Source organism: Modestobacter sp. Leaf380 (assembly GCF_001424485.1).
GTDB lineage: Bacteria > Actinomycetota > Actinomycetes > Mycobacteriales > Geodermatophilaceae > Klenkia.
In genome coordinates this window covers 568823-594650 of sequence record NZ_LMQC01000019.1, presented here as the reverse complement: position 1 = coordinate 594650, position 25828 = coordinate 568823, and the positions used below count along the sequence as shown (strand labels likewise).

Annotated in this window: 21 protein-coding genes; 9 read left to right on the top strand and 12 right to left on the bottom strand. The window is 76.0% G+C overall.

What is annotated here, in order from left to right:
• The first annotated feature begins 110 nt into the window (after nucleotides 1-110).
• Nucleotides 111-650, top strand: coding sequence for a DUF1697 domain-containing protein (locus ASG41_RS15255; RefSeq protein WP_056296416.1), 540 nt, complete (start codon nucleotides 111-113; stop codon nucleotides 648-650).
• A gap of 169 nt (nucleotides 651-819) precedes the next feature.
• Nucleotides 820-1263, top strand: a complete 444-nt coding sequence (locus ASG41_RS15250; protein ID WP_056296413.1) for an ATP-binding protein — start codon at nucleotides 820-822, stop codon at nucleotides 1261-1263.
• A gap of 18 nt (nucleotides 1264-1281) precedes the next feature.
• On the opposite strand, the gene ASG41_RS15245 is transcribed toward ASG41_RS15250, so the two are convergent.
• Nucleotides 1282-3807, bottom strand: coding sequence for a SpoIIE family protein phosphatase (locus tag ASG41_RS15245; protein ID WP_235564825.1), 2526 nt, complete (start codon nucleotides 3805-3807; stop codon nucleotides 1282-1284).
• A gap of 162 nt (nucleotides 3808-3969) precedes the next feature.
• Here ASG41_RS15245 and ASG41_RS15240 point away from each other — a divergent pair, with 162 nt between their 5' ends.
• Both ASG41_RS15240 and ASG41_RS15235 read left to right on the top strand, forming a co-directional pair.
• Complete coding sequence (locus tag ASG41_RS15240) at nucleotides 3970-5094, top strand: hypothetical protein (protein ID WP_157519433.1); 1125 nt, start codon at nucleotides 3970-3972, stop codon at nucleotides 5092-5094.
• Nucleotides 5095-5104: 10 nt separating this feature from the next.
• The gene (locus ASG41_RS15235; protein WP_056296807.1) at nucleotides 5105-5734 is read left to right on the top strand and encodes a hypothetical protein; all 630 of its coding nucleotides are present in this window, start codon (nucleotides 5105-5107) and stop codon (nucleotides 5732-5734) included.
• A 6-nt stretch (nucleotides 5735-5740) separates the two neighbouring features.
• Here the strand turns inward: ASG41_RS15235 and ASG41_RS15230 are convergent, their stop codons facing one another.
• A complete protein-coding gene (locus tag ASG41_RS15230; RefSeq protein ID WP_056296804.1) occupies nucleotides 5741-7600 on the bottom strand; it encodes a gamma-glutamyltransferase family protein in 1860 nt (619 codons plus the stop codon).
• A 1372-nt stretch (nucleotides 7601-8972) separates the two neighbouring features.
• On the opposite strand from ASG41_RS15230, the gene ASG41_RS15220 reads away from it, so the two are divergent.
• Nucleotides 8973-9923 carry a nucleoside hydrolase gene (locus tag ASG41_RS15220; RefSeq protein WP_056296402.1) on the top strand — a complete coding sequence of 317 codons (951 nt, stop codon included), beginning with the start codon at nucleotides 8973-8975 and terminating at the stop codon, nucleotides 9921-9923.
• Here the strand turns inward: ASG41_RS15220 and ASG41_RS15215 are convergent.
• The 3 genes from ASG41_RS15215 to ASG41_RS15205 all read right to left on the bottom strand — a co-directional run bounded on the left by ASG41_RS15215 (nucleotide 9911) and on the right by ASG41_RS15205 (nucleotide 13558).
• Complete coding sequence (locus ASG41_RS15215) at nucleotides 9911-10738, bottom strand: alpha/beta fold hydrolase (RefSeq protein ID WP_056296399.1); 828 nt, start codon at nucleotides 10736-10738, stop codon at nucleotides 9911-9913. The genes ASG41_RS15220 and ASG41_RS15215 overlap by 13 nt on opposite strands.
• A 1-nt stretch (nucleotide 10739) precedes the next feature.
• Nucleotides 10740-12497 carry an alpha/beta hydrolase gene (locus ASG41_RS15210; RefSeq protein WP_056296397.1) on the bottom strand — a complete coding sequence of 586 codons (1758 nt, stop codon included), beginning with the start codon at nucleotides 12495-12497 and terminating at the stop codon, nucleotides 10740-10742.
• A gap of 95 nt (nucleotides 12498-12592) precedes the next feature.
• Nucleotides 12593-13558 carry a hypothetical protein gene (locus tag ASG41_RS15205; RefSeq protein ID WP_056296393.1) on the bottom strand — a complete coding sequence of 322 codons (966 nt, stop codon included), beginning with the start codon at nucleotides 13556-13558 and terminating at the stop codon, nucleotides 12593-12595.
• A 126-nt stretch (nucleotides 13559-13684) separates the two neighbouring features.
• Between ASG41_RS15205 and ASG41_RS15200 the strand changes: the two genes are divergently transcribed.
• Nucleotides 13685-14422: a GAF domain-containing protein gene (locus ASG41_RS15200; protein ID WP_056296390.1), complete on the top strand. Its 738-nt coding sequence runs from the start codon at nucleotides 13685-13687 to the stop codon at nucleotides 14420-14422.
• A 13-nt stretch (nucleotides 14423-14435) separates the two neighbouring features.
• On the opposite strand, the gene ASG41_RS15195 is transcribed toward ASG41_RS15200, so the two are convergent.
• The 4 genes from ASG41_RS15195 to ASG41_RS15180 are packed head-to-tail and all read right to left on the bottom strand — an operon-like array spanning nucleotide 14436 to nucleotide 18001.
• Complete coding sequence (locus tag ASG41_RS15195) at nucleotides 14436-15401, bottom strand: glycine betaine ABC transporter substrate-binding protein (RefSeq protein ID WP_157519432.1); 966 nt, start codon at nucleotides 15399-15401, stop codon at nucleotides 14436-14438.
• Nucleotides 15402-15403: 2 nt separating this feature from the next.
• A complete protein-coding gene (locus tag ASG41_RS15190; protein WP_082556960.1) occupies nucleotides 15404-16192 on the bottom strand; it encodes an ABC transporter permease in 789 nt (262 codons plus the stop codon).
• Nucleotides 16189-17367, bottom strand: a complete 1179-nt coding sequence (locus tag ASG41_RS25295) for an ABC transporter ATP-binding protein (protein WP_056296382.1) — start codon at nucleotides 17365-17367, stop codon at nucleotides 16189-16191. Before ASG41_RS25295 ends, ASG41_RS15190 begins: the two co-directional genes overlap by 4 nt.
• Nucleotides 17360-18001 (bottom strand): ABC transporter permease, encoded by a 642-nt coding sequence (locus tag ASG41_RS15180; RefSeq protein ID WP_056296380.1) that lies wholly within the window; start codon nucleotides 17999-18001, stop codon nucleotides 17360-17362. The genes ASG41_RS25295 and ASG41_RS15180 overlap by 8 nt, the downstream gene beginning before the upstream one ends.
• A 278-nt stretch (nucleotides 18002-18279) precedes the next feature.
• Between ASG41_RS15180 and ASG41_RS15175 the strand changes: the two genes are divergently transcribed.
• A complete protein-coding gene (locus ASG41_RS15175; RefSeq protein WP_056296377.1) occupies nucleotides 18280-18684 on the top strand; it encodes an STAS domain-containing protein in 405 nt (134 codons plus the stop codon).
• Nucleotides 18685-18692: 8 nt separating this feature from the next.
• Nucleotides 18693-19496, top strand: a complete 804-nt coding sequence (locus ASG41_RS15170; protein ID WP_056296374.1) for an isocitrate lyase/phosphoenolpyruvate mutase family protein — start codon at nucleotides 18693-18695, stop codon at nucleotides 19494-19496.
• A 105-nt stretch (nucleotides 19497-19601) separates the two neighbouring features.
• Here ASG41_RS15170 and ASG41_RS15165 read toward each other — a convergent pair whose 3' ends face one another.
• Together ASG41_RS15165 and ASG41_RS15160 are read right to left on the bottom strand one after the other, a co-directional pair.
• Nucleotides 19602-21173 (bottom strand): GTPase, encoded by a 1572-nt coding sequence (locus ASG41_RS15165; RefSeq protein ID WP_056296371.1) that lies wholly within the window; start codon nucleotides 21171-21173, stop codon nucleotides 19602-19604.
• On the bottom strand, nucleotides 21170-22897 hold the full coding sequence (locus ASG41_RS15160; RefSeq protein WP_235564824.1) for an ABC transporter: 1728 nt from the start codon (nucleotides 22895-22897) through the stop codon (nucleotides 21170-21172). Before ASG41_RS15160 ends, ASG41_RS15165 begins: the two co-directional genes overlap by 4 nt.
• Nucleotides 22898-23167: 270 nt before the next feature.
• Here ASG41_RS15160 and ASG41_RS15155 point away from each other — a divergent pair, with 270 nt between their 5' ends.
• On the top strand, nucleotides 23168-23641 hold the full coding sequence (locus tag ASG41_RS15155; RefSeq protein ID WP_056296367.1) for an ATP-binding protein: 474 nt from the start codon (nucleotides 23168-23170) through the stop codon (nucleotides 23639-23641).
• 15 nt (nucleotides 23642-23656) lie between these two features.
• Here ASG41_RS15155 and ASG41_RS15150 read toward each other — a convergent pair whose 3' ends face one another.
• Nucleotides 23657-25801, bottom strand: a complete 2145-nt coding sequence (locus ASG41_RS15150; RefSeq protein ID WP_056296364.1) for a SpoIIE family protein phosphatase — start codon at nucleotides 25799-25801, stop codon at nucleotides 23657-23659.
• Between the last annotated feature and the right edge of the window lie 27 nt (nucleotides 25802-25828).

Below are 25828 nucleotides of genomic sequence, written 5' to 3'. Positions count from 1 at the left end.
GGGGCATCCCCGGAGCTGCCGGACCGACCAGCGGTGCGGCGTCCTCGACCCCGCGCCACCGCATGCCCTCACCCTTCCAGACCGAGACGGTGCCGCCTAGGTTGGCCCCCGTGACCCGGTACGTCGTCCTGCTGCGCGGCATCAACGTCGGCACGGCCCGCCGGATCGCGATGGGTCCGCTGCGCGAGCAGCTCGCCGCCCGCGGGCACGGGGCCGTCCGCACCCACCTGACGAGCGGGAACGTGCTGCTGGACAGCGACCTGGACGAGGTCGGGCTGGCCGCCGAGGTGCGCGCCGCGGTGCTCGAGGGCTTCGGGCACGACGTGCCGGTCGTCGTCCGGACGGTGCAGGAGCTCGACGCCCTGGTCGCCGCCGGCCCGCACGTCGAGGGCGACCCGTCCCGCTACCTGGTCGGCTTCTGCGACCGCACCCCCGACCCGGACGCGGTGGCCCGCGTGCCCGCCGCCGGCCCGGACCAGGGTGGGTGGTGGCTGACCGGCCGGGAGCTGCACCTGTGGTGTCCCGACGGCGTCGCCGCGGCCGGTGCGGTGGGCGGCTGGCCGTGGGACCGGCTGCTGGGCGTGCTGGTGACCGCCCGCAACTGGCGCACCGTCACGCGCCTGACGGAACCGACCCGTACGCACTCCTGACGTGCCCGTTCGGTGGGTCCGTGGTCTCCTGGTGCCGGGCCCCACCGCCTCGGACGTGTGACGGTGGTCCCATCGTGTTTGACGGTCGGTGGCGGTGAGCACCACCGACGGGCGCTGCGGTCGGACCGTGCCCAGACCAGGACCCGATGGAGGACGAGGGAGTGCGCGCGTGACCCGCGAGTCGGCCAGCCCGCTGTGGCCGTCCTCGGCGCCCCCGGACGCACCCGCCGGCCTGACCTGGCCGTTGACCCACGTCGCCGAGCTGCCCCGGGTGCGCGGGCAGCTGCGCCGCCACCTCGTGGCGGCCCTCGACGGCGCCGAGGACGACGCGGCCGCCGAACTCGTGGACCGGGTAGTGCTGGCCTTCGACGAGATGGCCTCCAACGCGCTGCGCCACGGCGGTGCCGGGGTGGCCGCGCGGGTCGCCCCGCACGGGGAGTCCTGGCTGGTCGAGGTCGTCGACTCCGCCGCCGTCCGGCCGCCGAGCCCGGCCATCGGCCGCGACCCCAGTCAGGGCGGCCTGGGCCTCTACCTGATCGCGGAGATGTCCACCGCGCACGGCTGGGTCACCCGCGGGGACACCAAGAGCGTCTGGGCCCTGCTCCCCCGCTGACCGCCCGGAGGGCGCTGCTCAGTCCAGCCGGACCGCGAGCAGCGCGACGTCGTCCTCGGAGCCCGAGGGACGCAGCTGCTCGACCACCCGGTCGCAGAACTCCTCGAGGGCCTGCTCCCCGGGCGCCACCGGGCCCAGCTCGCGCAGCACCCGGTGCAGCCGGGTCAGCCCCTCGTCCAGCGGCATGTCCCGGCCCTCGACCAGGCCGTCGGTGTAGAGCAGCACCGTCGACCCGGGGCCGACGAGCACCTCGTGCTCCCGGCGCGGCAGCGAGTCGTCGACGCCCAGCATCAGGTCGGCGCGGGCGACGGACAGCTCGTCGACCCCGCCGTCGGCACGCAGCACCATCAGCGGCGGGTGCCCCGCGTTGGACCAGCGCACCCGGGTGGAGCCCGCCGGCGCGTCCGGGTCGGCCGGTTCGAGCCGGGCGATCGCGGCGGTGCCCATGGTGTCGACCTGCAGTCCCTGGATGGCCCGGTCCAGGTCGACCAGCACGTCACGCGGGCCCCAGCCCTGGCGGAAGGCGATGCCGCGCAGCAGCCCCCGCAGCTGCCCCATGGCCGCGGCGGCCTCCGTGTCGTGGCCCACGACGTCCCCGATGACCAGCACCAGCCCACCGCCGGGCTGGTGGAACGCGTCGTACCAGTCGCCGCCGACCTGGGCCGCCTCGGCGGCGGGCAGGTAGCGCACCGCGACCCGGGCGCCCGGGGTCGCCGGCGGGGCCGTGAGCAGGCTGCGCTGCAGCTCCTCGGCGATGCGGCGCTGCTGCTCGTACAGCCGGACGGCGTCCATCGCCAGCGCCGCACGGTCGGCGACCTCACGGCCGGCCGACAGGTCCTCCTCGTCCGGCGCGGGCCGGGCGGAGCCGCGGTAGACCGTCAACGCACCCACCGTGCGGCCCCGCGCGACCAGCGGGAACGCCGCCACCGAACGCAACCCCAAGCGGGCGTAGCAGTCGGCGACCTCCCCGGCGGGCAGGTGTGCCCCGACCACGGCGTCCAGGTCGTCACTGGCGGCCACGTGCCCGGAGTCCAGGGCGGCCACGACCGGCGCCGTCGGCTGCAGCGCCGGCAGCCGGAGCGCGGCGTAGCGGGCCAACACCGGGGCCAGCTCCGGGTCGACGTGCGCGCTGCTGACGTCGCGCATCCGGCCGTCGGCGTCCAGCCGGCTGACGATGGCGGCGTCCCCCAGCACCGGGACGACGGTTCCGGCCAGGGCGTCCAGGGCGTCCTCGGAGGTGCGGTCCCCGGCCAGCGCGGCGCCGAAGACGGCGGTCACCTCGGCGATGAGCGCCAGCCGCGCGGCGCTGCGCCGGGCACGCTCCTCGGCGGCCCGGCGCTCGGTGATGTCCAGGAAGTAGACGCTGAGCCCGTCCGGGCTCGGCCAGACCCGGATCTCGTACCAGCCGTCCAGCGGCGGCGGGTAGTACGCCTCGAAGACCGCCTGCGCGCCGCTGCTCACGGCCCCGCGGTAGACGGTCTCGAAGTCGCTGCCCACGGTCGCCGGGAACAGCTCCCAGATGACCCCGCCCAGCAGGCCGTCGCGGGACTGCTGCAGCAGCCGCTCGGCCTCGCTGTTGACGTAGGTGAACCGCCACTCCCGGTCCACCGAGTAGAAGGCAGCCGACATCGACTCCAGCACCCGGGCGACCCGGGCGTCGCCGTGCCGCTGGCGGGTGGTGTCGTACGCAGCACCCAGCAGCCGGACCGCGCGGCCGCTGTCGTCGGCCAGCGCCCGGCCCCGGCCCAGCACCCAGCGGGTCTCCCCGGTGGGCAGCTGCACCCGGTACTCGGCCTCGAAGAGGCCGACCGAGGCGATCGAGGCCTCCAGGGCGTCGGCCACCCGGGGGACGTCGTCGGGGTGCAGCCGGGCGTTGAAGTCCTCGATGGTCTCCCCGAAGCTGTGCCGCTCGTAGCCGAACAGCTCGACCAGCCGGTCGTCCCAGACCAGCCTCCCGGTGAGCAGGTCCCAGTCGAAGCTGCCGATCTCGGCGGCGTCGATGGCCAGCCCCCAGCGCAGCCGGCTGGCCTCGAACTCGGTGGACAGCGCGGACAGCTCGAGCTCGGTGGCCACGGAGTCGGCCAGCTGCCCGATGAGCACCAGGTCGGCCTCGCTCCACTCCCGCGGGGCGGGGTCGAAGACGCACAGCGCCCCCACGACGTGCCCGCCGGAGCCGGTCAGCGGCATCCCCAGGTAGGACCCGACCGCGCCCGCGCGGACCGGGGGCAGGTGGGCGACCCGGTCGTCGGCGGCGGCGTCGGTGACCACCAGCGGACCGGGACCGCTGGCGGTGACGGTGCACAGCGAGTCGGCCAGCGGGCCCTGGCCGCCCACCGCGTCGGGGGCCAGACCCGAGCCGCCGGCCACCGTCTGCTGCTCACCGAGCAGGGACACCTGGGCCGAGCCGGCGTCCAGCAGCCGGGCGGCGAGCTGGGCCAGCCGCTCCAGGGCGCGCGAGCCGACGGCCGCGGACTCGACCCGGCGCACCGCGGCGACCCGGTCCCGGTCGCCGCGCAGCCTCGCCGCGAGGGCCTGGGTGAGCACGTCGCCGTCCTGCGCGGTCGGTGCCGCCGGTGCACCAGGGGCCCGGGGGCCGGGGACGGCGGACGCGTCGCGCCCGCACCCGTCCCCGTCGTCCACCCCCAGATCATGCCCCCCACCTGCCCGATCCGCTGCGGCCCGTGACGCGCACGGGAGGATGTCGTGGTGGTGGACAGCGCTCGGCGGGCTCGACGGTGGACCGGGGGCCTGGTCCGCACGTGGGCCCGACACCCGCGGTACGGGCTGGCGGCGAAGGCCGCGCTGGCCGCGTCGCTGGCCTGGGCGGTGGTCCAGCTGGTCCCGGGACCGGCCGCCGCCTACCCCTACTACGCGCCGCTGGGCGCGGTCATCGCGACGTCCACGACGCTGGCGGGGTCCGCCCGGGAGGCCGCGCAGACCGTCGTCGCGATCTCCCTGGGTGCCGCCGTGGCGCTCGGGGTGGACGCGCTGGCCTACCCCAACGGCGCCACCATCGCCGTCGTCGTCGCCCTCGGGGTGCTGCTGGCCGGGTGGCGGGCACTCGGGGACTCCGGCAGCTGGGTGGCCACCGCAGCGCTGTTCACGCTGATCATCGGGGACCGGGACCCCTTCGGCTACGTCGCCGGGTACGCCGGGCTCACCCTGCTGGGCGCCGCCATCGGGCTCGCCGTGACCGCCGCGTTCCCGCCGCTGCCGCTGGCCCCCGCGCAGGCGCAGCTCGCCCAGCTGCGGGACCTGCTCGCCGACCAGCTCGACGACCTGGCCGCCGGGCTGCGCCAGGAGTCACCGCCCGCCGGCCACGAGTGGCAGGAGCGGATGCACGCCATCGACCCGGTCCTGAACAGCACCCGCACCGCCGTGCAGCTGTCCGACCAGGCCCGCCGCGGCAACCGCCGGGCCCGCCGGTACGCCGAGGAGGCTCAGCAGCAGTACGAGCACGCCCGCGCGCTGGAGAGCCTGGCCTTCCTGGTCGCCGACGTCACCGAGCTGGTCCGGGAGCACGAGACCGCCGAGCTGCAGATGGACGAGATCGCCATGGGCCCCACGCTGCGGCCACCCACCGCGCAGGCGCTGGCCGCCATCGCCGCCGCCCTGCGGTCCATCGCCGACGACGCCATCGGGGACGACGTCGTCGGCGACCCGGCCGTGGTGGCCACCGCCCGGGTCGCCGTCGAGGAGCTCGCGGGGCACGTCCGCCGGCAGCGGACCGCCACCGGGGGTGACCTCTTCGTGGCCGGCAGCGTCGTCACCACGCTGCGCCGGTGCCTGACCGCCGTCGTCGCGCCGGGCCCGGCCGACACACGGCACTAGCGTGCCGGCCATGGCCGTCATCCACGCAGCGACCCTCGTCCCCGGCAAGCTCGAGCTGCTGCAGGCCTGGGTGCCCACCCGACCGTGGGCCGCGGGGCTGACCACGGCGTCCCTGGAGGTGGCCGGGGCCTACCGGTTCGACGACCCGGCCGGCGAGGTGGGCACCGAGACGTTCCTGCTGCGGGCCGGGGACGCCGTCCTGCACGTGCCGGTGACCTACCGCGCGCAGCCCCTGGAGGGCGCCGGCCTGCTGGGGACGACGGAGCACTCGGTGCTCGGCACCCGCTGGGTGTACGACGGCCCCACCGACCCGGTCTACGCCGCCGCGCTGGCCGCCGCACTGCTCACCGGCACGCCGCAGGCGGAGCTGGAACACCAGACCCCCGACGGGCCGGAGCTGCGCGAGCCCACCGCCCGGGTGCACGCCGACGGTGCGCTCGGCACCCTCAGCCCCCCGCCCGCCGACGTCGTCGTCAGCGCCACCGACCAGGGCACGACGACGCTGCTGGACACCGGCGGCGCCGAGCTGGTGCTGCTGCGGGTCCTCGGCGGCCCGGCCGAGGGCACCGTCTCGGGCCCGGTGCTGCGCGGCACCTGGGCCGGCCAGGACACCCCCGCCCTGCTCGCCTTCGCCCGCTGACCCCGGTCAGCGGCCGACGGCGTACCCCTGCATGCCGCGGGGGTTGGCGGCCGCGCGCAGCAGCCCGGCCTCCGGGTCGGCGCTGACGGCGGAGAGCCGGCCCAGCGACCACGGGTCGGCGACGAGCACGTCGTGGCCGCGGCGGCGCAGATCGGCGATGACGTCGTCCCCGACGCGGGACTCGACGACGACCTCCCCCGGGTTGGTCTCCCGCGGGTAGAACGAGGACGGGAACGACGTGGTGTGCCAGGCCGGGGCGTCGATGGCGGCCTGCAGGTCCAGCCCGCGCACGGTGTGGGCCAGCCAGAAGCACAGCTGCCACTGCTCCTGCTGGTCCCCGCCCGGGGTGCCGAAGGCCAGCCGGCGGCCGGTGTCCCGCTCGCGCGCCAGGGTCGGCGTCAGCGTGGTGCGGGGGCGCTTGCGCGGGGCCAGGGAGTTGGGGAGCCCGCGGTCCAGCCAGAACATCTGCGCCCGGGTGCCGAGCGCGAAGCCCAGGCCCGGGATCGTCGGGGAGCTCTGCAGCCAACCGCCGGACGGCGTCGCCGAGACGATGTTGCCCCAGCGGTCGACGACGTCGACGTGGCAGGTGTCGCCGCGGGTGGTGCCGTCGGGCTCGACCACCTGCTCGCCGGTGCGGGCGACGGTGGGTTCCCCGACGCCGGCGCCGGTGGCGCGGCCGGAGGTGTGGGCGCCGGAGGGGTGGGTCACGTGCCGGGGGAGCCGGGGCGGGCGCCCGTCCGGTGAGCCGGGCCGCAGCTGGAGGCTGGCCGTGTCACCGATGAGCGCCCGCCGCTCGGCGGAGTAGTGCGGGGAGAGCAGGTCCTGCAGGGGCACGTCCGGCTCGTCGCCGTACCAGGCTTCCCGGTCGCCCATGGCCAGCTTGACCGCCTCGACGGTGGCGTGGACGACGTCGGCCGTGGGTGCCTGCTCGCCTGCTCCCTGACCCGGCGCCAGGCCCGGGACCCCGTCCAGCATCGCCAGTGCCTGGAGCATCGCCGGTCCCTGGGACCACGGCCCGGCCTTCGAGACGTCCCACCCTCGCCAGTCGGTCGTGACCGGGGGCTCGTACGTCGGCTGCCAGCTGGCGAGGTCGTGCCCGGTGAGGAAGCCCGCGTGGTCGCGACCGGAGTCGTCGCGCACGGGTTGCCGGGAGAACACGTCGATCGCATCGGCGACGAATCCGGAGTACCAGGCCGCGAGTGCCGCGTCGATGCCCGCCTCCCGTGAGGGGCCGCGCGCTGCATCGAGCAGTCGGCGGTAGGTGGAGGCGAGAGCAGGGTTGCGGAACAGGCGGCCGGCTGTCGGAGGAGCTCCGTCGGCGGCGAGCCAGGTGGCGGCCGAGGTCGGCCAGTGGGTGGAGAAGTGCTCGGAGACCGAGTCGACGGTCGCTGCCACCCGTGGTGCGAGGGGGTGGCCGGTCTCGGCGTACTCGACGGCGTAGCGGAGGACGGCGTCCAGCGGCAGGCTGCCGTGGTCGCGGAGCAGGGTCAGCCAGGCACCGACGGCACCGGGGACGGTGGCGGCGAGCAGGCCCGTACCGGGGACCAGCTCGAGCCCCAGGCCCTCGAAGGCCTCGATGCTCGCGGTCGCGGGGGCGACCCCCTGACCGGACAGGACGCTGACGGCCCCGCTCGAGAACCCACCGGCCCCGCCGCGGGCGAAGACGATCGGGACCTCGCCCCCCGGGCCGTTGAGGTGGGGCTCGACGACGTGGAGGGCGAAACCGGCCGCGACGGCGGCGTCGAAGGCGTTGCCGCCCGCCTCGAGCGTCGCCATGCCTGCCTGGCTGGCGAGCCAGTGTGTCGAGGCGACCATGCCGAAGGTGCCGGCGAGCTCGGGTCGGGTCGTGAACCCTGCTGAGGACATGGCGCCACCGTACGGACGCCGCTGCTGGGTCGCAGCGATCCCGAACCGGAGGGACTGGACGTCCACGCCACCCCACGGACCACCGCACGACGCGACGTCCGGACGACCGGACGACTCGCCAGGACCGGCTCCGAGAGGGCGGCAGGCTGGTGGTGCACCGGCGGGGTCTGCACCGGTGAGGGGGCGACGACGGCGGGGGTCGGGGCGGGGGCCACGACCGGCCTCTCGACGGCGGGGGCGACCGGGCGGGCCGGCATCGCCGACAGCCGGCCCATCAGCACGGCCGGGGCGACCGGGCGGACCAGGTGCGCCTGCTGGCTGCGGCGCACCGGCGGTGGGGACGTCGGGGTGCTGGGCAGCTCCCGCATCGGCACCGGGTCGTCGTCGTCCGGGGCGCGATGGCGGGCCAGGACGCCGTCCGGCGGCTCCTGCCGGGGGACGACGGCCGCGCGGGACCGGCCCCAGGCCAGGTTCTCGCCGTCGACGCCGGCACCCCACGAGCCCAGCCGGTGCCAGCCGGTGAGCAGCGCGGAGCGCCACCAGACCAGCAGCCGGGCCAGGGTCAGCCGGGGCGGCGTGCTGCGGCGGACGGTGCCCGGGGTGCTGGTCGCGACCGGCGTGCGCCGGCCCCAGCCCTCGGCGTCGCGGGACGGTGCGGTGCGGGCGGCAGCGGTGCGGGCGGCAGCGGTCTGCCGCCGGGGTGCGGTGCCGGCGACCGAGCGGGCGAGCTCGGCGCGGCGGGCCGCGGTCGCCGCGGTGGCCACGGGTCGCTGCGGCGCGACCGGTGCCCGTCGGACGTGCTCGCCGGCGGCGGCGCGGGCCACGGCGGTGCGGCCGGCCGCCGTCGTGCGGGCGGGGGTGGTGCGGGACTCCGGGACCTCGACGCCGCTGTCGATGGCGGAGTACCGGGCGTCCTGGCCGGGGCCGGGCAGCTCGGTGAGGACGAGCGTGGTGGGAGCGGTGATCGAGGTGATCGCCATGTCTCGTGTCTCTCTCCTGGTGGGCGTGGACCGTGGTCGGGGAGGACTGCGGTCAGGGATGAGAGTGACGCGTGGGGCTCCCGTGGTCGGCTCGTACGGACACTCCCTGGAGGCCGCGTGACCGAACCGTTGTGAGAGCCGTGTCGCAGGCCGGTCACCGCCCCCGGGAACCGGTCACTTGTCGACGCGAACCGGCGTTTCCGCAGGTTCGCTGCGCCGGTGGAGTCGGTGACCCCGGGACGCGACGCCTGGGACGGGCGTGTCGGGTGTGACGGACGGTGCGTCCGGCGGCCCTGGCATGGGATCCCCCGCATACCGGATGGGCCGTCTGCGATATGCGGGGGATCCCATGCCGGAGCCGGCGGGGCGGGGGCGTGGCGCAGACTGCGGGGGTGACCGACCGCATCCCCCTGGTGATCGACACCGACCCCGGCATCGACGACGCGCTGGCGGTCCTGCTCGCGCTGGCGAGCCCCGAGGTGGACCTGGAGCTGGTGACGACGGTGCACGGCAACGTCGAGCTGGCGCAGACGACGGAGAACGCCCTGCGGGTGCTGCACCTGGCCGGCCGCTCCGACGTGCCGGTGGCCGCCGGCGCCGCCGGTCCGCTGGTGCACCCGCTGCCCACCCGCGCCGGGCACGTGCACGGCACCGCGGGCCTGGGCGGGGTGGAGCTGCCCCCCTCCCCCGCGTCGGTCGACCCCCGGCCGGCCGTCGTCGCGCTGGCGGAGCTGCTGCTGGCGCACGAGCCGGGCACCGTCACGGTGGCCCCGATCGGCCCGCTGACCAACATCGCGCTGCTGATGGCGGTGTACCCCGAGGCCGCGCAGCGGATCGGCCGGGTCGTCTGGATGGGCGGCTCGGCGCACCGCGGCGGCAACGTCACCTCCGCGGCGGAGTTCAACGCCTGGGCCGACCCGGAGGCCGCGCACGCCGTGCTGACCTCCGGGCTGCCGGTGACCATGGTCGGACTGGACGTCACGCTGCCCACGGTGCTCACCGAGGAGGGCATCGAGCGCTTCCGCAGCACCGGTGGGACGGTCGGGGAGACCGCTGCCGCGGTCCTGCGCCAGTACGTGGACGCCGCCCGGGACGCCTACGGGATCAGCGGCGTGGTCGTGCACGACGCGCTCGCGCTGACCGAGGCGATCGTGCCCGGCACGCTGCGCACCGTCCGCCGGGACGTCGTGGTCGGCACCACGCTGGGCGCCGCCCGCGGGCAGACGCTGGTCGACAGCCGGTCGGTGTCCACCGCGGACACCGCCGTCGAGGTCGCCGAGACCGTCGACAGCGACGCCGCGGTGGAGTTCCTGGTCAGCCGACTGGCCTCCTACGGGGCCTGATCCAGGCGCGGCTCGTCCAGGAACGCCTGCACCACCTGCGCCATCGCGTCGGCGTGGGTGAAGAGGAACAGGTGCCCGCCCCCGCGGACGACGTGCAGCCGGCCGTGCGGCAGCCGCGAGGCCATCAGCCGGGCGTTGGCCAGCGGGATGATCGGGTCGTCGTCCCCGGCGAGGACCAGGGTGGGCATCTCCAGCCGGTGCAGCCAGGGCAGGCTGGACCAGCGGCGCAGCGCGGCGATCTGGCACAGGTAGCCGTAGGGCGTGGGCGGGTGCGCCGAGCGCTGCGCGGCGTGCTCCCCCAGCAGGTCCGGGTGGTGCTGGATGCCGCCGCCGTAGAGCGTGGGCGCGACCCGGGTCAGGTAGCCCGGGGAGTAGTAGCGCAGCGGTGAGGCCAGCACGCTGATCGCCGCCGGCCGCCCGGGCAGCGACACCCAGCCCGGGGTGGTGCCGGCCAGCACCAGCCGCCGGACGACGTCGGGGTACCGGCGGGCGAGCTCCTGGGCCAGCGCGCCGCCCCAGGACAGCCCCAGCACGTCGACCCGCTCGTGGCCCACCGCGCGGACCAGCTCGGCGACCACGCCGGCCAGCTTCCGCAGCGTCGGCGGGTAGTGCGGCGTGGAGCTGCCGCCCACGCCGGGTGCGTCGAAGCTGATGGTCTCCCGGTCGGCCAGGTGCTCGCGGAAGGTGTCGAAGAGGTCCCCGGTGGCGCCGATGCCGTTGACCAGCAGCAGCGGGTGCCCGGCGCCGGCGTGGTCGACCCGGACGCGCAGGGAGAAGCCACCGATCTCCAGCTGACGTGGTGCCGCGGTCCGCACGTCAGGTGGTCGCGCGGACGTAGCTGCCCGGCGCGTCCTGGGTCGGCGGGTGGGCCGTGCTGCCGAGGGCCTTCCGGGCCTTGCGCCTGGGCCCGCTGCGCGGCTCGAGCCACTGCACCCAGTGGTCCCACCAGGAGCCCTGGTGCTCGGTGGCCTGCTCCAGCCACTCGTCGGCGCTGGGGGCGTCCTCGCCCTCGGGGACGGGGTCGGTGGTCCGGTAGGACCCCTTGGGGTTGCCCGAGGGGTTGATCAGCGCCTGGATGTGGCCCTGGCTGCTGAGCACGAACTGCACGTCGCCGCCGAGCAGGTCCACCGTGGGGTAGCAGGCCCGCCACGGGCAGATGTGGTCGGTGACGGCGCCGACCACGTAGGCGTCCGCGGTCACCCGGCCCAGGTCGACGGCGGTGCCCAGCACCCGCAGCTCGCCGGGGTGGGTGAGCGCGTTGCTCTGCGCCATGTCCATGAAGTCCCCGTGCAGCCCGGCGGGCAGGTCGACCGCGTCGGCGTTCCAGGCCAGCACGTCGAAGGCCGGCGGGTTCTTGCCCATCAGGTAGTTGTTGACCCAGTAGTTCCAGACCAGGTCGTTGGGGCGCAGCCAGGCGAACACCCGGGCCAGCTCGCGCCCGCTGAGGACGCCGTCCGAACGGCTCTTGCGCCCGGCCGCGGCCACCACCGGCCGGGAGATGAAGGTGCCCACCTGGGAGGGCACCTCGAAGTCGATCAGGGTGACCAGGAACGTCACGCTGGCGAAGCGGTCGTCCCCGGCGGTGGCCAGGTGGCCCAGCAGGCCGGCGCCGGTGATCCCGCCGGCGCAGACGCCGAGCATGTTCATGTCCGGCGACCCGGTGATCTCGCGGACGACGTCGGAGGCCTCCAGCGCCGTCCGGGCGTAAGAGTCGTAGTCCCAGGCGGCGTCGGTCGCGCCCGGGTTGGCCCAGCTGAGCATGAAGACCTGGTGGCCGTGGCTCACCAGGTGCTCGACCATGCTGCGGCCCGGCGCCAGGTCCAGCACGTAGTACTTGTTGATCTGCGGGGGCAGCACCAGCATCGGCCGGGCGTGCACCTGGGGCGTGGTCGGCGTGTACTGGATCAGCTCGGCGATCTCGTTGGACCAGACCACCGACCCGGGTGTCGCGGCGATCGTCTCGCCGAGCACGAAGGGCCGGCTGTCGACCATCGAGGGCATGCCCCCGTTGTTGCGGACGTCGTAGGCGGCGTGCCGGGCGCCGTCGACCAGGCTGCGGCCGCGGGTCTCCAGCGCCCGCCTCAGCGCGGCCGGGTTGCCCAGCAGCGTGTTGGTGGGCGCGACCGCCTCGGTGAGCAGCCGCAGCAGGAACAGCGCGCGCAGCTTGCTCTTCTCGTCCAGGTCGAGGTCCTCGACCACGCCGTGCACGGCCCGGTTCCAGGCCAGGTAGGACTGGCCCAGCCGCTTGTAGACGGGGTTCTCCTGCCAGGCCGGGTCCTTGAACCGGGCGTCCTTGCGGTCGGGCTCGATCCCCGAGGTGCCGACGGCGACCCGGGCCAGCTGGGCGGTCAGGTCGACCCCGCGGCGGGTCAGCGCGCGGGGCTGGCGGGCGACCGTGCCGACCAGCCGGCGGGCCGCGGCGAGGCCCTGGGTGGGGCTCAGCGCGACCGGCAGGGCACCGGTCAGCGCCTCGATCGCGGCCTCGACCAGCTCCAGGTCGGACTGCTGCTCGGCGGGCTCGGCCACCGTGGTGTGCGCCGGTCCCGCGTCGGGACGCCGTTCGGTCGTGGTCATGCGGTGTCTCCCGACCTCGGACAGCCCACCACCCGACCGGTCGTGTGCTGCCGGTCACATCCTGCACCGACCTGCCCGGTACCGCCCGTCCGGTGTCAGGAGAGCTCGTCGACGACCTGCTGGGCGCGGTCCCGGTCGGCCGTGGCCTGCTCGGCGTCGGCCACCGCGCCGTCCCGGTCCCGGCCGGCCTGCTCGGCGGAGGCCTCCGTGGTGGCGACGTCGTCCTCGGCGGCGGCCGCCAGCTCGCGCGCGGCGGCCAGCTGGGCCTCCAGCTCCTCGACCCGGGCCCGGGCGTCGTCCCGGCCGCGACGGGCCTGGTCGGCGGCCCGCTCGGCCTCCCGGGCCGCGGCCACCGCCTGCTCGGCCTCCTCGGCTGCCTCCTCGGCGACGGTCCGGGCGGCGCGGAGGGTGGCCCGGGCCTGGCGCAGCCGTTCCTCGGCCTCGCGCCGGGCGACCCGCTCGGCCTTCGCGGCCCGGGCCGCCTCCAGGTCCACCGGCGGGGCGGGCTCGGTCTCCGGCTCGGCGGCGGGCGCCTGCCGCGGTGGTGGGGCCGGACGGCGTGCGGGCACGGTCGGCGCCGAGGTGTCCGGCGTCCCCAGGCCGTTGTAGGACAGCGCTCCGGTCAGCCGGCCGGCGAGGACCGCCTGCCCCGCGGCCGGGTCGGCGACCGCTGCCCGCAGCGTCTCCTCGACCTGGGTGGTGACCTGGTCGCTGACCGGGTGCCCGGCCCGGCGGGCCAGCCGGGCCGCCTCCCGGGCCAGCGCGCGGACCACCTGCTGGCGCTGCTTGGACAGCTCCCGCATCGCCTCGGGGTCCAGGGTGTCCTGCGCCTGGCGCATCAGCTCGCCCAGCCCGACCAGCTCCTGCACCTGCTCCCCGGCGGACCGGACCAGCGTGTTCACCGTCCAGGCGGCCAGCGTCGGCTTGCCCAGCTCGCCGATCCGGCGGGCCAGCACCTTGTCGGTGCCCTTGGCCTCCGCGACGGCGTCGGCGCGGGCGGCGACGAACCCGGTCGGGACGACGGCGTACAGCTCGTCGGCCACCTCGTCGAAGGACCGCACCCCGCCTCCTCCCTGCACGTGTGTCAGGTGCCTCCCGACGCGGTAGACACTCTGCCCCGGCAGCCTGCACCCACGGCTGACCGACCCGACCCGCCGCCCGCGCGCGGCCCCACACACGGAGGGCTCGTGAGCACGCTGAGCCGGTTCACCGACGCGATCGCGGCGGCGGAGGCGTCCGGGACGATGGGCGCCGAGCTGCTGCCCGAACGCCTGGCGATGGCCTGCCTGGCCGCCCTGCCGGTCGACGGCGCCGGGATGAGCGTCCTGTTCGCCCCGGACCGCCGTCTGCCGCTGGGCGCGAGCTCGGCGATGGCCGCCGACGCCGAGCGGCTGCAGTTCACCGTCGGCGCCGGCCCGTGCCTGGCCGCCGCGGCCACCCGGGCGCCGGTGCTGGCCAGCGAGGCCGAGCTGGCCAGCCGCTGGCCGGGGTTCCACGCCGGGCTGGTGGAGAACACCGACTACCGCAGCGTGGCCTCGCTCCCGTTGGCGGGCGGTCTGGCCGGCATCGGCACCGTCGACCTGTACCTGACCCCGCCGCACGGGCTGGACGAGATCGGTCTGGGAGACGCGCTGGCCGTGGTCGGGGAGATCAGCTCGGTCTTCACCGGCGCCATGGCGCACGCCTCCCGGGGGGCCGAGACCCCGGCCTGGCTGGACGCCCCGCCGGCCGGGCGCCGCGCCCAGGTCTGGGTCGCCATCGGCGTCCTCAACGCCGAGCTGGGCGTCACCAGCCCCCAGGCGCTGTCACTGCTGCGGGCCAGCGCCTACGCCGCCGACCTCGACGTCGACCAGCTGGCCGCCGAGGTGGTCAGCGGCCGCCGCTCCGCGGAGGACCTGCGACCGGTCGGCGACCTGCCCGACTGACCGGCCGGGGTCCTCACTCGACCAGGCCCTCCGAGCGCATCCAGTCCAGCGCCACGTCGACCGGCTCCTCGCCGTCGACGTCGACCCGCCGGTTGAGCTCGATCATCACCTCGTCGGTGATCAGCGGGGTGATCTCGGCGAAGACGTCGGCCAGCTCGGGGTGCTCCTCCAGCGTCTGGGTGTAGACCACCGGGGCGACGTTGTAGGCCGGGAAGAACTGCCGGTCGTCCTCGAGGACGGTCAGGTCCAGGGACTCGATCCGGCCGTCGGTGGTGAAGACCTCGCCGAAGTTGCAGGCGCCCTGGTCGGTGGCCGTGTACACCGCCCCGGTGTCCAGGGTCGAGACGGCGTCGCGGGGGACGCCGTCCGCGCTGCCCAGCGGCAGTCCGTACCGCTCGAGCATGGGCACGAAGCCGTCGTTGCGGCTGGCGAACTCCGCCTCGACGCAGAACGTCCGGTCCTCCACCGGCAGCGCGGCGATGTCGCTCAGCGTGGTCACGCCCAGGTCGGCGGCCGCCTCGCTGCGGATCGCGAAGGCGTAGGTGTTGTTCATCTCCGCCGGCGGCAGCCAGGTCAGCCCGTTGGCCAGGTCGGCCTGGCGCACCGCCTCGTACTGCTCCGTCCGGTCCGGGATGCCCTCGGGCTCGCTGAGGTAGGTCAGCCAGGCCGTGCCGGTGTACTCCCAGTTCATGTCGATCTCCCCCGACGTCGCGCCGGTGCGGACCGGCACCGAACCGGGGATGTTGGTCCGGTCCAGCACGTCGAACCCGGCGGTCTGCAGCGCGATGACGGCGATCTTGCCGAGCACCAGCTGCTCGGTGAAGTTCTTGGCGCCGACGACGAGCTCGACGCCCTCGGCCCCCTCGACCGGCTGGATCGACCCGGGCTCCGCCTCGGGCGTGTACTGGTTGGCGGCCTGCAGCCCGCACCCGGCCAGCAGCAGGGGTGCGGTGAGCAGGGCGGCGGCCGTGCGGCGCATCGTCACAGTCCCTTCGGGCGGGCCAGGGTCTCCACGACCCGGCCGACCCAGTCCACGGCCAACGCCAGCAGCGCGACCAGCAGGGCCCCGCTGTAGAGCAGGGTGTCCAGGTTGAGGTTGATGCCGGTGGTGATCAGCAGGCCCAGCCCGCCACCGTCGATGAAGGTGGCCAGCGTGGCGGTGCCCACCAGCAGCACCAGCGCCGTCCGGACGCCGGAGAGCACGACGGGCACCGCCAGCGGCAGCTCGACCCGCAGCAGCACGGCCAGCGCGCTCATGCCCATGCCGCGGCCGGCCTCCACGAGGCGGGCGTCCACGCCCTGCAGTCCGACCATCGTGTTCCGCAGCACCGGCAGCACCGAGTAGAGGACCAGCGCGACGACGGCGGACCCGAAGCCGAAGCCCAGCCAGGTGGCCAGCAGCACGAAGAGCCCGATCGCCGGCGCGGCCTGACCGGTGTTGGCCACGCCCAGCACCAGCGGGCTGGCCCGCCGGAACGGGCCCCGGGTGAGCAGCACGCCCAGCGGGATGCCGACGGCCAGCACGACGACCGCGGCCACGGCGACCAGTTGCAGGTGGTCCAGGATGCTGCCGCCCAGCGCCGACCAGCCCAGCGGCCGGGCCTCGGCGTCGGTCAGCGTGGCGGTGGAGCGCCAGACGACGAACGCCACGGCGACGACCACGATCAGCGCGGGCTGCACCAGCAGGCCGCGCCAGGCGACGCCGTCGCGCCGTCCCCCGGGTTCGACGGTCTCCGGCGCGGTGACCGCGAGGTCCACGGCGGCGGTCACCCGCGGGTCTCCCCGCGGGTCGACTGGATCGCGGCCATGACCTGCTCGACGACCAGCACCCCGGCCACCGCGTCCCGCCGGCCGGTGACGACGACGCCGCCCTGGCTGGCGGCGAGCATGGTGTCCAGTGCGTCGTTGAGGGTGGAGCGCAGACCCACGACGGGCAGCCGCTCGTCGCGGGTGGCCGGCACGGTCGTCGTCCGGGTGAGCTCGGCGACCGAGGGCCAGCTGATCGGCCGGCCACGGCCGTCGGTGACCACGACGTACTGCTCGCCGGCCGCGGTCGCCCGGGTGACGACGGCGGCGCTGTCCTCACCGGCGGCCGCGGTGACCGGGGTGTGCAGCCCGGTGTCGCCCACCCGGGTCAGGGTCAGCTGCTTGAGGGTCGCGCCGGCACCGACGAAGTCGGCCACGTAGTCCTCGGCCGGTTCGGCCAGGATCGCCTCGGGGGTGTCGTACTGGACGACCCGCGCACCGACGTCGAAGACCACGATGCGGTCCCCGAGCTTCACGGCCTCGTCGAAGTCGTGGGTGACGAAGACGATCGTCTTCCCCAGCTCCTCCTGGATCCGCAGCAGCTCGTCCTGCAGCCGCTGCCGGGTGATCGGGTCGACCGCGCCGAAGGGCTCGTCCATGAGCAGCACGGGCGGGTCGGCGGCCAGCGCCCGGGCCACACCGACGCGCTGCTGCTGGCCACCGGAGAGCTCCTTGGGGAACCGGTCGCGGTAGACCTCGGGGTCCAGCCCCACCAGGTCCAGCAGCTCGTCGATGCGCTCGGCGATCCGCTTCCGGTCCCACTTGAGCATCCCGGGGACCAGGCCGATGTTGGTGCCCACGGTCATGTGCGGGAACAGCCCGCCGGCCTGGATGACGTAGCCGATCCGGCGGCGCAGCTGGTCGGGGTCCTGGCCGGTGACGTCCTCGTCGCCGAGGAAGATCTTCCCGCCGCTGGGCTCGATGAGCCGGTTGAGCATCTTGAGCAGGGTGGTCTTCCCGCAGCCCGACGGGCCCACGAACATCACCGTCTCCCCGGCGGCGATCTCCAGGTCCACGGCGTCGACGGCGGGCTCGGACTGGCCCGGGTAGCGCTTGGTGACGCCCTCCAGGCGGATGGCGACGCCGCTGACGGTGCGGTCGTGGGCGGGGTCGCCGGCGTGGGTCAGGGTCTCAGACACGGATGCCCCTCGAGGTGGTCAGGCGACCGACCAGCACCAGCACCACGTCCAGGACGAGGGCCAGCAGGACGATCGCGATGGTCCCGACGAGCGTGGCGTTCAGCGCGTTGGCGCCGCCCAGCCGGGAGAGTCCGGAGAAGATGAGGCTGCCCAGGCCCGGCCCCAGCACGTAGGCGGCGACGGCGGCGATGCCCATGACCATCTGGGTGGACACCCGGACGCCGGCCAGGATCACCGGCCAGGCCAGCGGCAGCTCGACCCGCCGCAACGTGGTCAGCCGGCTCATGCCGATGCCGCGGGCGGACTCGACCAGCGACTGGTCCACGCCGCTGAGGCCGACCAGGGCGTTGCGCAGCACCGGGAGGGCCGCGTAGAAGACGACGGCGACGACCGCCGGGGTGATGCCGAAGCCGAAGGGGGCCAGCAGCAGGCCCAGCAGCGCGAACGAGGGGATCGTCAGCCCGATCGCGGAGACGCTGTTGGCCAGGCTGGTGACCCGGGCGCTGCGGTAGGACAGCACCGCCAGGCCGACGGCCAGCACGGTGGCCAGGACGACGCACTGCACCACCAGGCTCACGTGCTGGTAGGCCTGGAAGGCGATCAGCTCACGACGGTCGAGGAGGTACTGCCACAAGGGCCCACCCGCTTCCCTGGTCTCGGGGACCGCCCGTCGGTTCGAGCGGGACGGACACAGCGGGGCCTCAGGTGGTCGGCGGCCCCCGCTGCGGACCCGTGGCGCAACGCCACCGGATCGGTTCGACTGCGGACCAACGTGCCACAGCAGCCCCAGGCGTCGCACGACGGAGGCGGTCACGATGCGGTCACGGGCGTGCCCGCCGTCACGTCCGCCGTGGTTTGAGCCCGGTCGCCGGCGGAGACGACACCTGGTGCAGCGTTGCAGAGGAGGACCCCGTGGAGACGGTGCACGACCATGCCGAGGACGTGCCGTTCACGGTGTCGACCCGGCCCGGCGAGGACGGCGAGCTGGTCGCCGCCGTCACAGGGATGCTCGACTCGGCCTACAACCCGGCGTTGCAGCAGAGCCTGCTGCACGCCCTGCGCGGGGCGCCCGAGGTGCTCACCGTCGACCTGTCCGACGTGCACTTCTTCGGTTCGGCCGGCGTCACCGCGCTGGTGTGGCTCAGCCAGCACCCCGAGGCCCACGACAAGCGGGTCCGGGTGATCGCCACCAGCCGCATCGTCACCGGCCCGCTGGAGCTCACCGGCCTGCTGCAGCAGCTCGACGTCAGCGGCATGCCCGCGCACGCGGTCCCGCCGGCCGACCGCACCGGGCCGGCGGTGCCGCCGTCGGCTTGACTGGGGGCATGTCGAACCCCCCGTCGGACCCCCGGACGCCCACGACCGCCGACAAGGCCGTCGAGCTCCTGCGCCTGCACACCGACCCCGCGCTGCTCACCGTGGTCAACGTGTGGGACGTGATCACCGCGACCGTCGTCGCCGCGCTGCCCGGGACCCGCGCGCTGGCCACCGCCAGCCACTCGATCGCCGCCTCCCACGGCTACCCCGACGGCGAGGCCATCCCGGTCGACACGATGATCGAGGCCGTCGGCCGGATCGCCGGCGCGGTGTCGGTGCCGGTGTCCGCCGACCTGGAGGCCGGCTACGGCGACGCCGGGGAGACCGTCCGCAAGGCCATCGGGGTTGGTGTCGTGGGCGCCAACCTCGAGGACCAGATGAAGCCGCTGGACCAGGCCGTCGCCGCCGTCCGCGCCGCCGTGGCCGCCGGTGAGGCCGAGGGCGTGCCGTTCGTGCTCAACGCCCGCACCGACGCCTTCGTCAAGGCCGGCGACCGCCCCAAGGCCGACGTCGTCGCCGACGCGGTCGAGCGCGGCCGGGCCTTCCTGGACGCCGGCGCGGCCTGCATCTTCGTCCCCGGCAAGCTCGACGAGTCCACCGTCGTCCAGCTGGTCCAGGGCATCGGCGAGCGCCGGGTGTCGGTCATCAACGTGCCCGGCTCGTTGCCCCAGGAGCGGCTGGCCCAGCTCGGCGTCGCCCGGGTGTCCTTCGGCCCGTGGACCCAGCGCCTGGCGCTCACCGCCTTCGCCGACTTCGCGGTCTCCGCGATCCGCGGCGGCAACCTGCCCGACGGTGTCCGCGCGCTGAACTGAGCCGGCCGGGCGGTCCACCCGCCCGTGTGTTCGACCGGGTGGACCTGAGCCCCGTACCGGCGACCTGGCGCCTGTGTACTCCGGCCGGCTGTGCGGCCGGGGGCATCAGCTCCCGGCGCGGGTGACGGCGGCGCAGAACCGGTCGTGGTCGGCACCGGTCTCGGCGAGCGGCTCCAGGACCTCGACCCGGCCGACCTCGGCCACCGCGTCCTCCAGCCGCCGCCGGGCCCGCCGAGCCCGGCGGCGGGCCCGGAGCGCGACCAGCGGCCGGCACAGCAACGCCAGCAGGGCCCCGGCCAGCAGCCCGCCCACCAGCAGCACGGTGGGGACCGGCAGGCCCTCCACCCGGGGCAGCGGGACGACGTCGTCGAGCTGCAGCCAGCCCAGCGCCACCAGGGCCAGCAGCCACAGCGCCCCGACCAGGGCGGTGGCCACCAGCAGCCACTGCAGTGCGCCGACCCCGCGCTGCCACAGCGGGGTGCGCTCGGACCCCAGGTCGGTGCCGGTCACGGCCCGGTCCAGCCGATCGGTCAGCCGGTCGGAGTGCACCTCGACGGTGCGCCGCAGGTCGTCGGTCCAGGCCACCGGCAGCCCGGCCCCGGCGGTGTCCCGGGCGCGCCGGACCGCCGTCGCCACGGCCGCCTGCTGGACGGCCCCGGCCGCCGGCAGCGAGCTGCGCGCGTCGGCGGACCCCAGGTGCAGCCGGCCCAGCGGGTCCGGGCGGAGCTTCCCCAGCCACCGGACGACGGGCCAGCCGGTCTGCGCGGTGCCGGCCCGGACGGTCGAGCGCTCCACGCCCGCGACCACCGCCGGCACCCCGGCCGCATCGCCCAGCGCCCGGGTGAGGGAGCCCCGGTCGGCGTCGGACGTGCGACCGGAGGAGCCGCAGTGCGCCGACAGCGCGGTCGCCACCCCCCGGACGTCGGCGGTCAGCCGCAGCGCCGCGGCACGGCGGGCGGCGACCCGCTCGGCCAGCCGGGAGCGCAGCCCGGGCAGGCCGTCCCCGGTGCGTGCGCTGACCGCCAGCAGCTCGGTGTCGGCCAGTCCCTCGGTGTCCAGCAGCCGGCGCAGGTCGGCCAGGCAGGCCGCCGCCGCGGCGTCGTCGAGCCGGTCGACCTGGTTGAGCACGACCAGCAGCGTCCCGCTGTGGCCGGCCAACGGCCTCAGGTAGCGGTCGTGCACGGCAGCGTCGGCGTACTTCTCCGGGTCCAGCACCCAGACCAGGACGTCGACCAGCTCGACCAGCCGGTCCACCTCCAGGCGGTGCTCCAGCCGCACGCTGTCGTGGTCGGGCAGGTCCAGCAGCACCAGGCCGTCCAGCGCCGGGTCGGGGGCGTGCCGGTGCCGGCGCGGGACCTCCAGCCAGTCGAGCAGCCGGTCGGCCGAGTCGTCGGCTGCCCACACCGTGGCGTGCGCGACCCCGGTGGTCGGTCGACGCACCCCGGGGGTGCTGACCTCGCTGCCCGACAGCGCGTTGAACAGGGTGGACTTCCCGCTGCCGGTCGCCCCGGCGAGCGCCACCACGGTGGCGTCCCCGAGCGCCTGGCGGGCCCCGGCCTTGGCCAGCAGCTGCCGGGCCCGGCCCACCTCCGGGACGTCGAGCCGGCCCTCGGCCACCTCGACCGCGTCGCGCAGCGCCGACAGCCGGTCGGCCAGCGGCAGCTCCCGGCGGCTCACCGCCGGACCCGGGCCAGGTCGGTCACGGCGGCGCGCAGGCCCGTGGCGTCCTGCGGGGTGGCTGCGTCGGCCAGCAGCTCGTCGAAGCGGCGTTGTTCCACGTGGAGCAACGCGGCGGCCCGCTCGTCGAGGTCGGCGCGGGCCCGGTCGGCGAGCTGACGGATGGCGGAGTCGCCGAACACGGCCTCCAGCACCTTCTGCCCGACGACCGTGGTGCCACCGGCGACGGCGACCTCGGCCCCGGACAGCCCCGCCGTCTGGGCGAAGACCGCGACCATCACCACCGCACCCGCCCCGTTGACACCCCAGGACAGCACCCGCGCCCGGGACCGCTTGCCCGCACCCTCACCGCGGACCAGCTCCAGGACCGCACCCTGCCAGCCCCGGACGGCGTCCGCCGCGGCCTCGGTGAAGCCGGGCGAGACCGTGGACAGCTCCCGCTCGCGGCCGGCGACCAGCGGCCCACCGCCGGGCAGCGAGCGCCACGCGGTCACGGTGCGCTCGGCGGCGTCGTCGGCGGCGGAGCGGAGCAGGTGCTCGACGCTGGACTCCAGGGCGACGGTGAGGTCCTCGGCCGGGGTCTGCCGGCCGGTCAGGGCCGCGGTCACCCGGTCCCGCAACCTGCCGATGCCGGCCTGCAGGGACCGCATCCACTCCCCCGTGCCGACGAACTCCTGCCAGCGCGCCAGCACCTCCCCGCGCAGCAGGGTGCCGCTGCGGACGCCGTCGTCGACGTCGTCGCGGGCCTGGGCGTGCGCGGCGTCGGCGGCCCCGCGCAGCGCCGTCGCCGCGGCGGTCTGCTCGGTGACCCCGGCCTCGACCACGGCCACCCGGTCGTCGAGGCTGGCCAGCGCACCGACCAGGGTCTGCCGGACCACCTCGGCCCGGGCCCCGGCGTCCGCGGCCAGGCCGTGCAGCCAGGACCGCAGGGCGCCCACCTGGTCCTCGGGGAGCCGGCCCTCGACCAGCGGTCGCTCCTCCACCACGACGAGCCGGGCCTGGGCGAGGCCCGCGCGCTGCAGCATCCCGGCCAGGTCGGCGCTGACCTCGGCGGCGGCCTCCGGCGGCACCCGGTCCAGCACCACCGCGAGGGCGGTGCCCCGGTCGGCCGCGGTGCGCAGCAGGTCCCACGGGACCGCGTCGGCGTACCGGGAGGCGGTGGTGACGAAGACCCACAGGTCCGCGGCCGACAGCAGCTGGCCGGCCAGGTCCCGGTTGGCCTCCACGACGCTGTCCACGTCCGGGGCGTCCACCAGGGCCAGGCCCGGGGGCAGTCGGGCGGAGACCACCAGCTGCACCGAGCCCGCGCCCGCCGACCCCCCGGTCGTGCGCGCCAGCCCGGGCAGCACCCGGTCGTCGGCGAAGGCGGCCCGGTCGTCCGGGGCGCAGACCAGCACCGGGGAGCGGGTGGTCGGACGGAGCACGCCGGGGGTGGTGACCTGCTCCCCGAGCAGGCTGTTGACCAGCGTGGACTTGCCGGCCCCGGTCGAGCCGCCGACGACGGCCAGCAGCGGTGCGTCCAGGTCGCGCAGCCGGGGCAGCAGGTAGTCGTCCACCTGGTCGACGACGGCCCGGGCGGTCCGCGCGGCGGCGTCCCGGCCGGGGGTGGCCAACACCAGCGGGACGGCGGCGACCCGGTCGCGCAGCTGCTGAACCGCAGCGGCCAGGTCGGGCGCGGGGGACGCGGGCACCCCGTGGTCTCCGGCCGGGCTCGTGGGCGTCACGGGGCGATCCTCCCGGTCGGCGGGCCCGGCGGCACCTCGTGCCGGCCCGGCGGCGCTCCACGGTCCCGCGCGTCCCACCAGCACCGACGCACCGGGGGGCGGTGACGGAACGGATCCGTGCCTTCCGTGTGCGCGTCGGGCCACCGTCCCCCAGGATGGGCCCGTACAGCCTTCGAGCCGAGGAGGACCTCCGTGAGCGAGCTCCACGACCGGACGCAGGGAGTCGGCACCCCCGCACGCGCGGTCGACGAGCCATCCCGAGGAGGACACGTGGACAGCCAGACCTGGCCGGCGGCGCCGGTGCCCGACGTCCCCGGCGACGTGTGGCGCTGGCAGCTGCCCAGCGTGCACGACGCCTCGCGCGTCCGGATGGACCTGCGGGCCCGCCTGGCCCACCCGTCGCTGACCTCCTCCTCCACCGAGGACGCCCGCGAGGGCCTGCTGCTGGCCTTCGAGGAGCTGGCCTCCAACGCGCTGCGCCACGGCGGCGGCGCGGTCGAGGCGGTCATCGTGGCCACCCGGCAGGGCTGGCTGCTGACGCTGTCCGACGAGTCCCCCGACCGGCCCCCGGTCCCCGCCGTCGACCGCGACCCGGCGCTGGGCGGCATGGGCCTGCCGATGGTGGCCCAGCTGTCGGTCCACTACGGCTACGCGGTGGACGCCGAGCGCAAGACCGTCTGGGCCCAGCTGACCTCCGGCGTGCCGGTGGGCGGGGCACCGACCCCGCGGGGCTCCCGGGCCTGACCCCCGCGCGGGGGCTCAGCCGAGTTCGACGACCAGGAAGGCGACGTCGTCGAGCCGGCTGGTGACCAGGCCGGCCATCGCGTCGGCCACGACCTCGACCGGTGCGCCCACGGGCAGGTCGGCCAGCAACGCGGTCAGCCGCGCCGTGCCCAGGTCGGTGTCCCGTTCGGGGCCGTCGTCCTCGGGCTGCTCGATGAGCCCGTCGGTGAAGCCGACCAGCTGACTGCCGGCCGGCACCGTCGTGGTGACGACGCGGCGGCGGGCCCCGGCGTCGGCGCCCAGCAGCAGGTCGTGCTCGGGGGTCAGCGGGGCGACCGCGCCGTCGGGGGTGCGCAGCAGCACCGGCGGGTGACCGGCGTTGGAGCACTCGACCCGCCAGGGCCCCCCGGGCTCGGCCGGGCGGTGCGCCCGCAGGTGGACGGCGGTCGCCAGCCCCGGCACGGAGAGCACGTCGACCAGCCGGTCGACCCGGGTGAGCACCTCGGCGGCGTCCGGGGCGTCCCGGTCCCAGCAGGCGGCCCGGATGAGACCGCGCAGCTGCCCCATGGTCGCCGCGGCGTTGAGGTCGTGCCCGGCCACGTCGCCGATGACCAGACCGACCCGGTCACCGGGCAGCTCCAGGAGGTCGTAGAAGTCCCCGCCCACCGCCGCCGCCGCCGAGGCCGCGGTGTAGTGGGCGGCGGCCCGCACGCCCCGGATCTCGGGCAGCTCGGGGAGCAGGGACCGCTGCAGCGTCTCGGCGACCGAGGCCTCCTGCTGGTAGAGCCGGGCGTTGTCCAGCGCCAGGCCGGCCCGCCGGCCCAGGTCCTGGGCCAGGTCCACGTCGGCGGGGCTGAACCCGTCGTCGATGCCGCGCATGAGGGTCAGCACGCCCCGGGTCCCCCCACGCGCCGGGAGCGGGACCGCCAGCAGCGACCGGGTGCCCAGCTCGGCCAGCAGCCGGCAGTCCAGCCCCCGGGTGTAGCCGGTCATCGTCTCGGGCCGCAGCCCGCCCAGGACCACCGGCAGACCCGACTTCACCGCGGCCCGGCCGGGCGCCGAGTCGGGCAGGTGCCGGCCCAGGAACGCCGTCCGGATGTCGACCAGCTGCTCGACGGGGACGCCGGTGTGGTGCACGGCCACCTCGTCGACCACGCCGTCGCCGTCGAGCCGGGCGATGAAGACCCAGTCGGCCAGCAACGGCACGCACAGCCGGGCCAGCCGGTCGAGCAGCACCGTGGTGTCCAGGGTGCTGGAGAGCTGGCTGGTCGCCTCGGCCATCAGCCGCAGCCGGTCCTGGGCGAGCTCGGACTCCCGGCGGGCGGCCCGCTCGGCGGCGTGCGCCGCCTCGCGCTCGGTCTCCAGCAGCACCCGCTGGGTGACGTCGGACTGCACGCCCACGAAGCTGACCAGCTCGCCGCGCCCGTCCAGCACCGGGCTGATGGACAGCTGGTTCCAGAACGCGGTGCCGTCCTTGCGGTGGTTGAGCAGCGTCACCGTGGTCTGGGTGCGGGCGGCGATGCCGGCCCGGATGGCGTCGACTGCGGCCGGGTCGGTGGCCGGTCCCTGCAGGAAGCTGCAGTTGCGCCCCACGGACTCCTCGGCGGAGTACCCGGTGACCCGGGTGAAGGAGGGGTTGACCCAGACCAGCGGGTTCCCGGGGCGGCGCGGGTCGCTGATGGTGAAGCAGATGTCGGTGGCGACGACGGCGCGTTCGCGCAGCGACTGCAGCAGCAGGTCCGTGCCGGCGTCGCCACCCTCGTCGTCCACGCCGAGCAGGACGACCAGGGACAGCGAGCCCTCGTCGGGGGCCAGCGGGAAGCCGGTGACCCAGACCAGCTGGTCGGGCTCGCCGGCCACGCTGCGGCGGACCGCCTGTCCGGCCACCGGCTGGCCCGCGGCCAGCTGGGTGAGGGGTCCGTCCGTGCCGGCCAGCGGGCGGCCGTCGAGGTCGGTCAGTCCGGCGGCGGTGCCCCAGGCGTCGGCGCCGACCGGCAGCGGCACGTCCCCGGCGAGCTCCCACGCGGCGGAGTTGGCGTAGGTGACCTGCGCGCTCGCGCGATCGATGAGGACGACGGCGACCGGGGCGTCACCGAGGACGCGCGGCAGCGACCGCACCCCGGCGGGGTCGCCGGACAGGCCGGCCGCCGCAGCACCCAGCACCTCGTCCTGCTGCGCCACGGCCGCGGGGCCGGGACCCCGGGGGGC

Bases quoted from the DNA above. Each gene is read 5' to 3' on its own strand.
- ASG41_RS15210 (WP_056296397.1), bottom strand. From the start codon at position 12,497: ATGACCACGACCGAACGGCGTCCCGACGCGGGACCGGCGCACACCACG.
- ASG41_RS15170 (WP_056296374.1), top strand. From the start codon at position 18,693: ATGTCGAACCCCCCGTCGGACCCCCGGACGCCCACGACCGCCGACAAG.
- ASG41_RS15230 (WP_056296804.1), bottom strand. From the start codon at position 7,600: ATGTCCTCAGCAGGGTTCACGACCCGACCCGAGCTCGCCGGCACCTTC.
- ASG41_RS15195 (WP_157519432.1), bottom strand. From the start codon at position 15,401: ATGCGCCGCACGGCCGCCGCCCTGCTCACCGCACCCCTGCTGCTGGCC.
- ASG41_RS15235 (WP_056296807.1), top strand. From the start codon at position 5,105: ATGGCCGTCATCCACGCAGCGACCCTCGTCCCCGGCAAGCTCGAGCTG.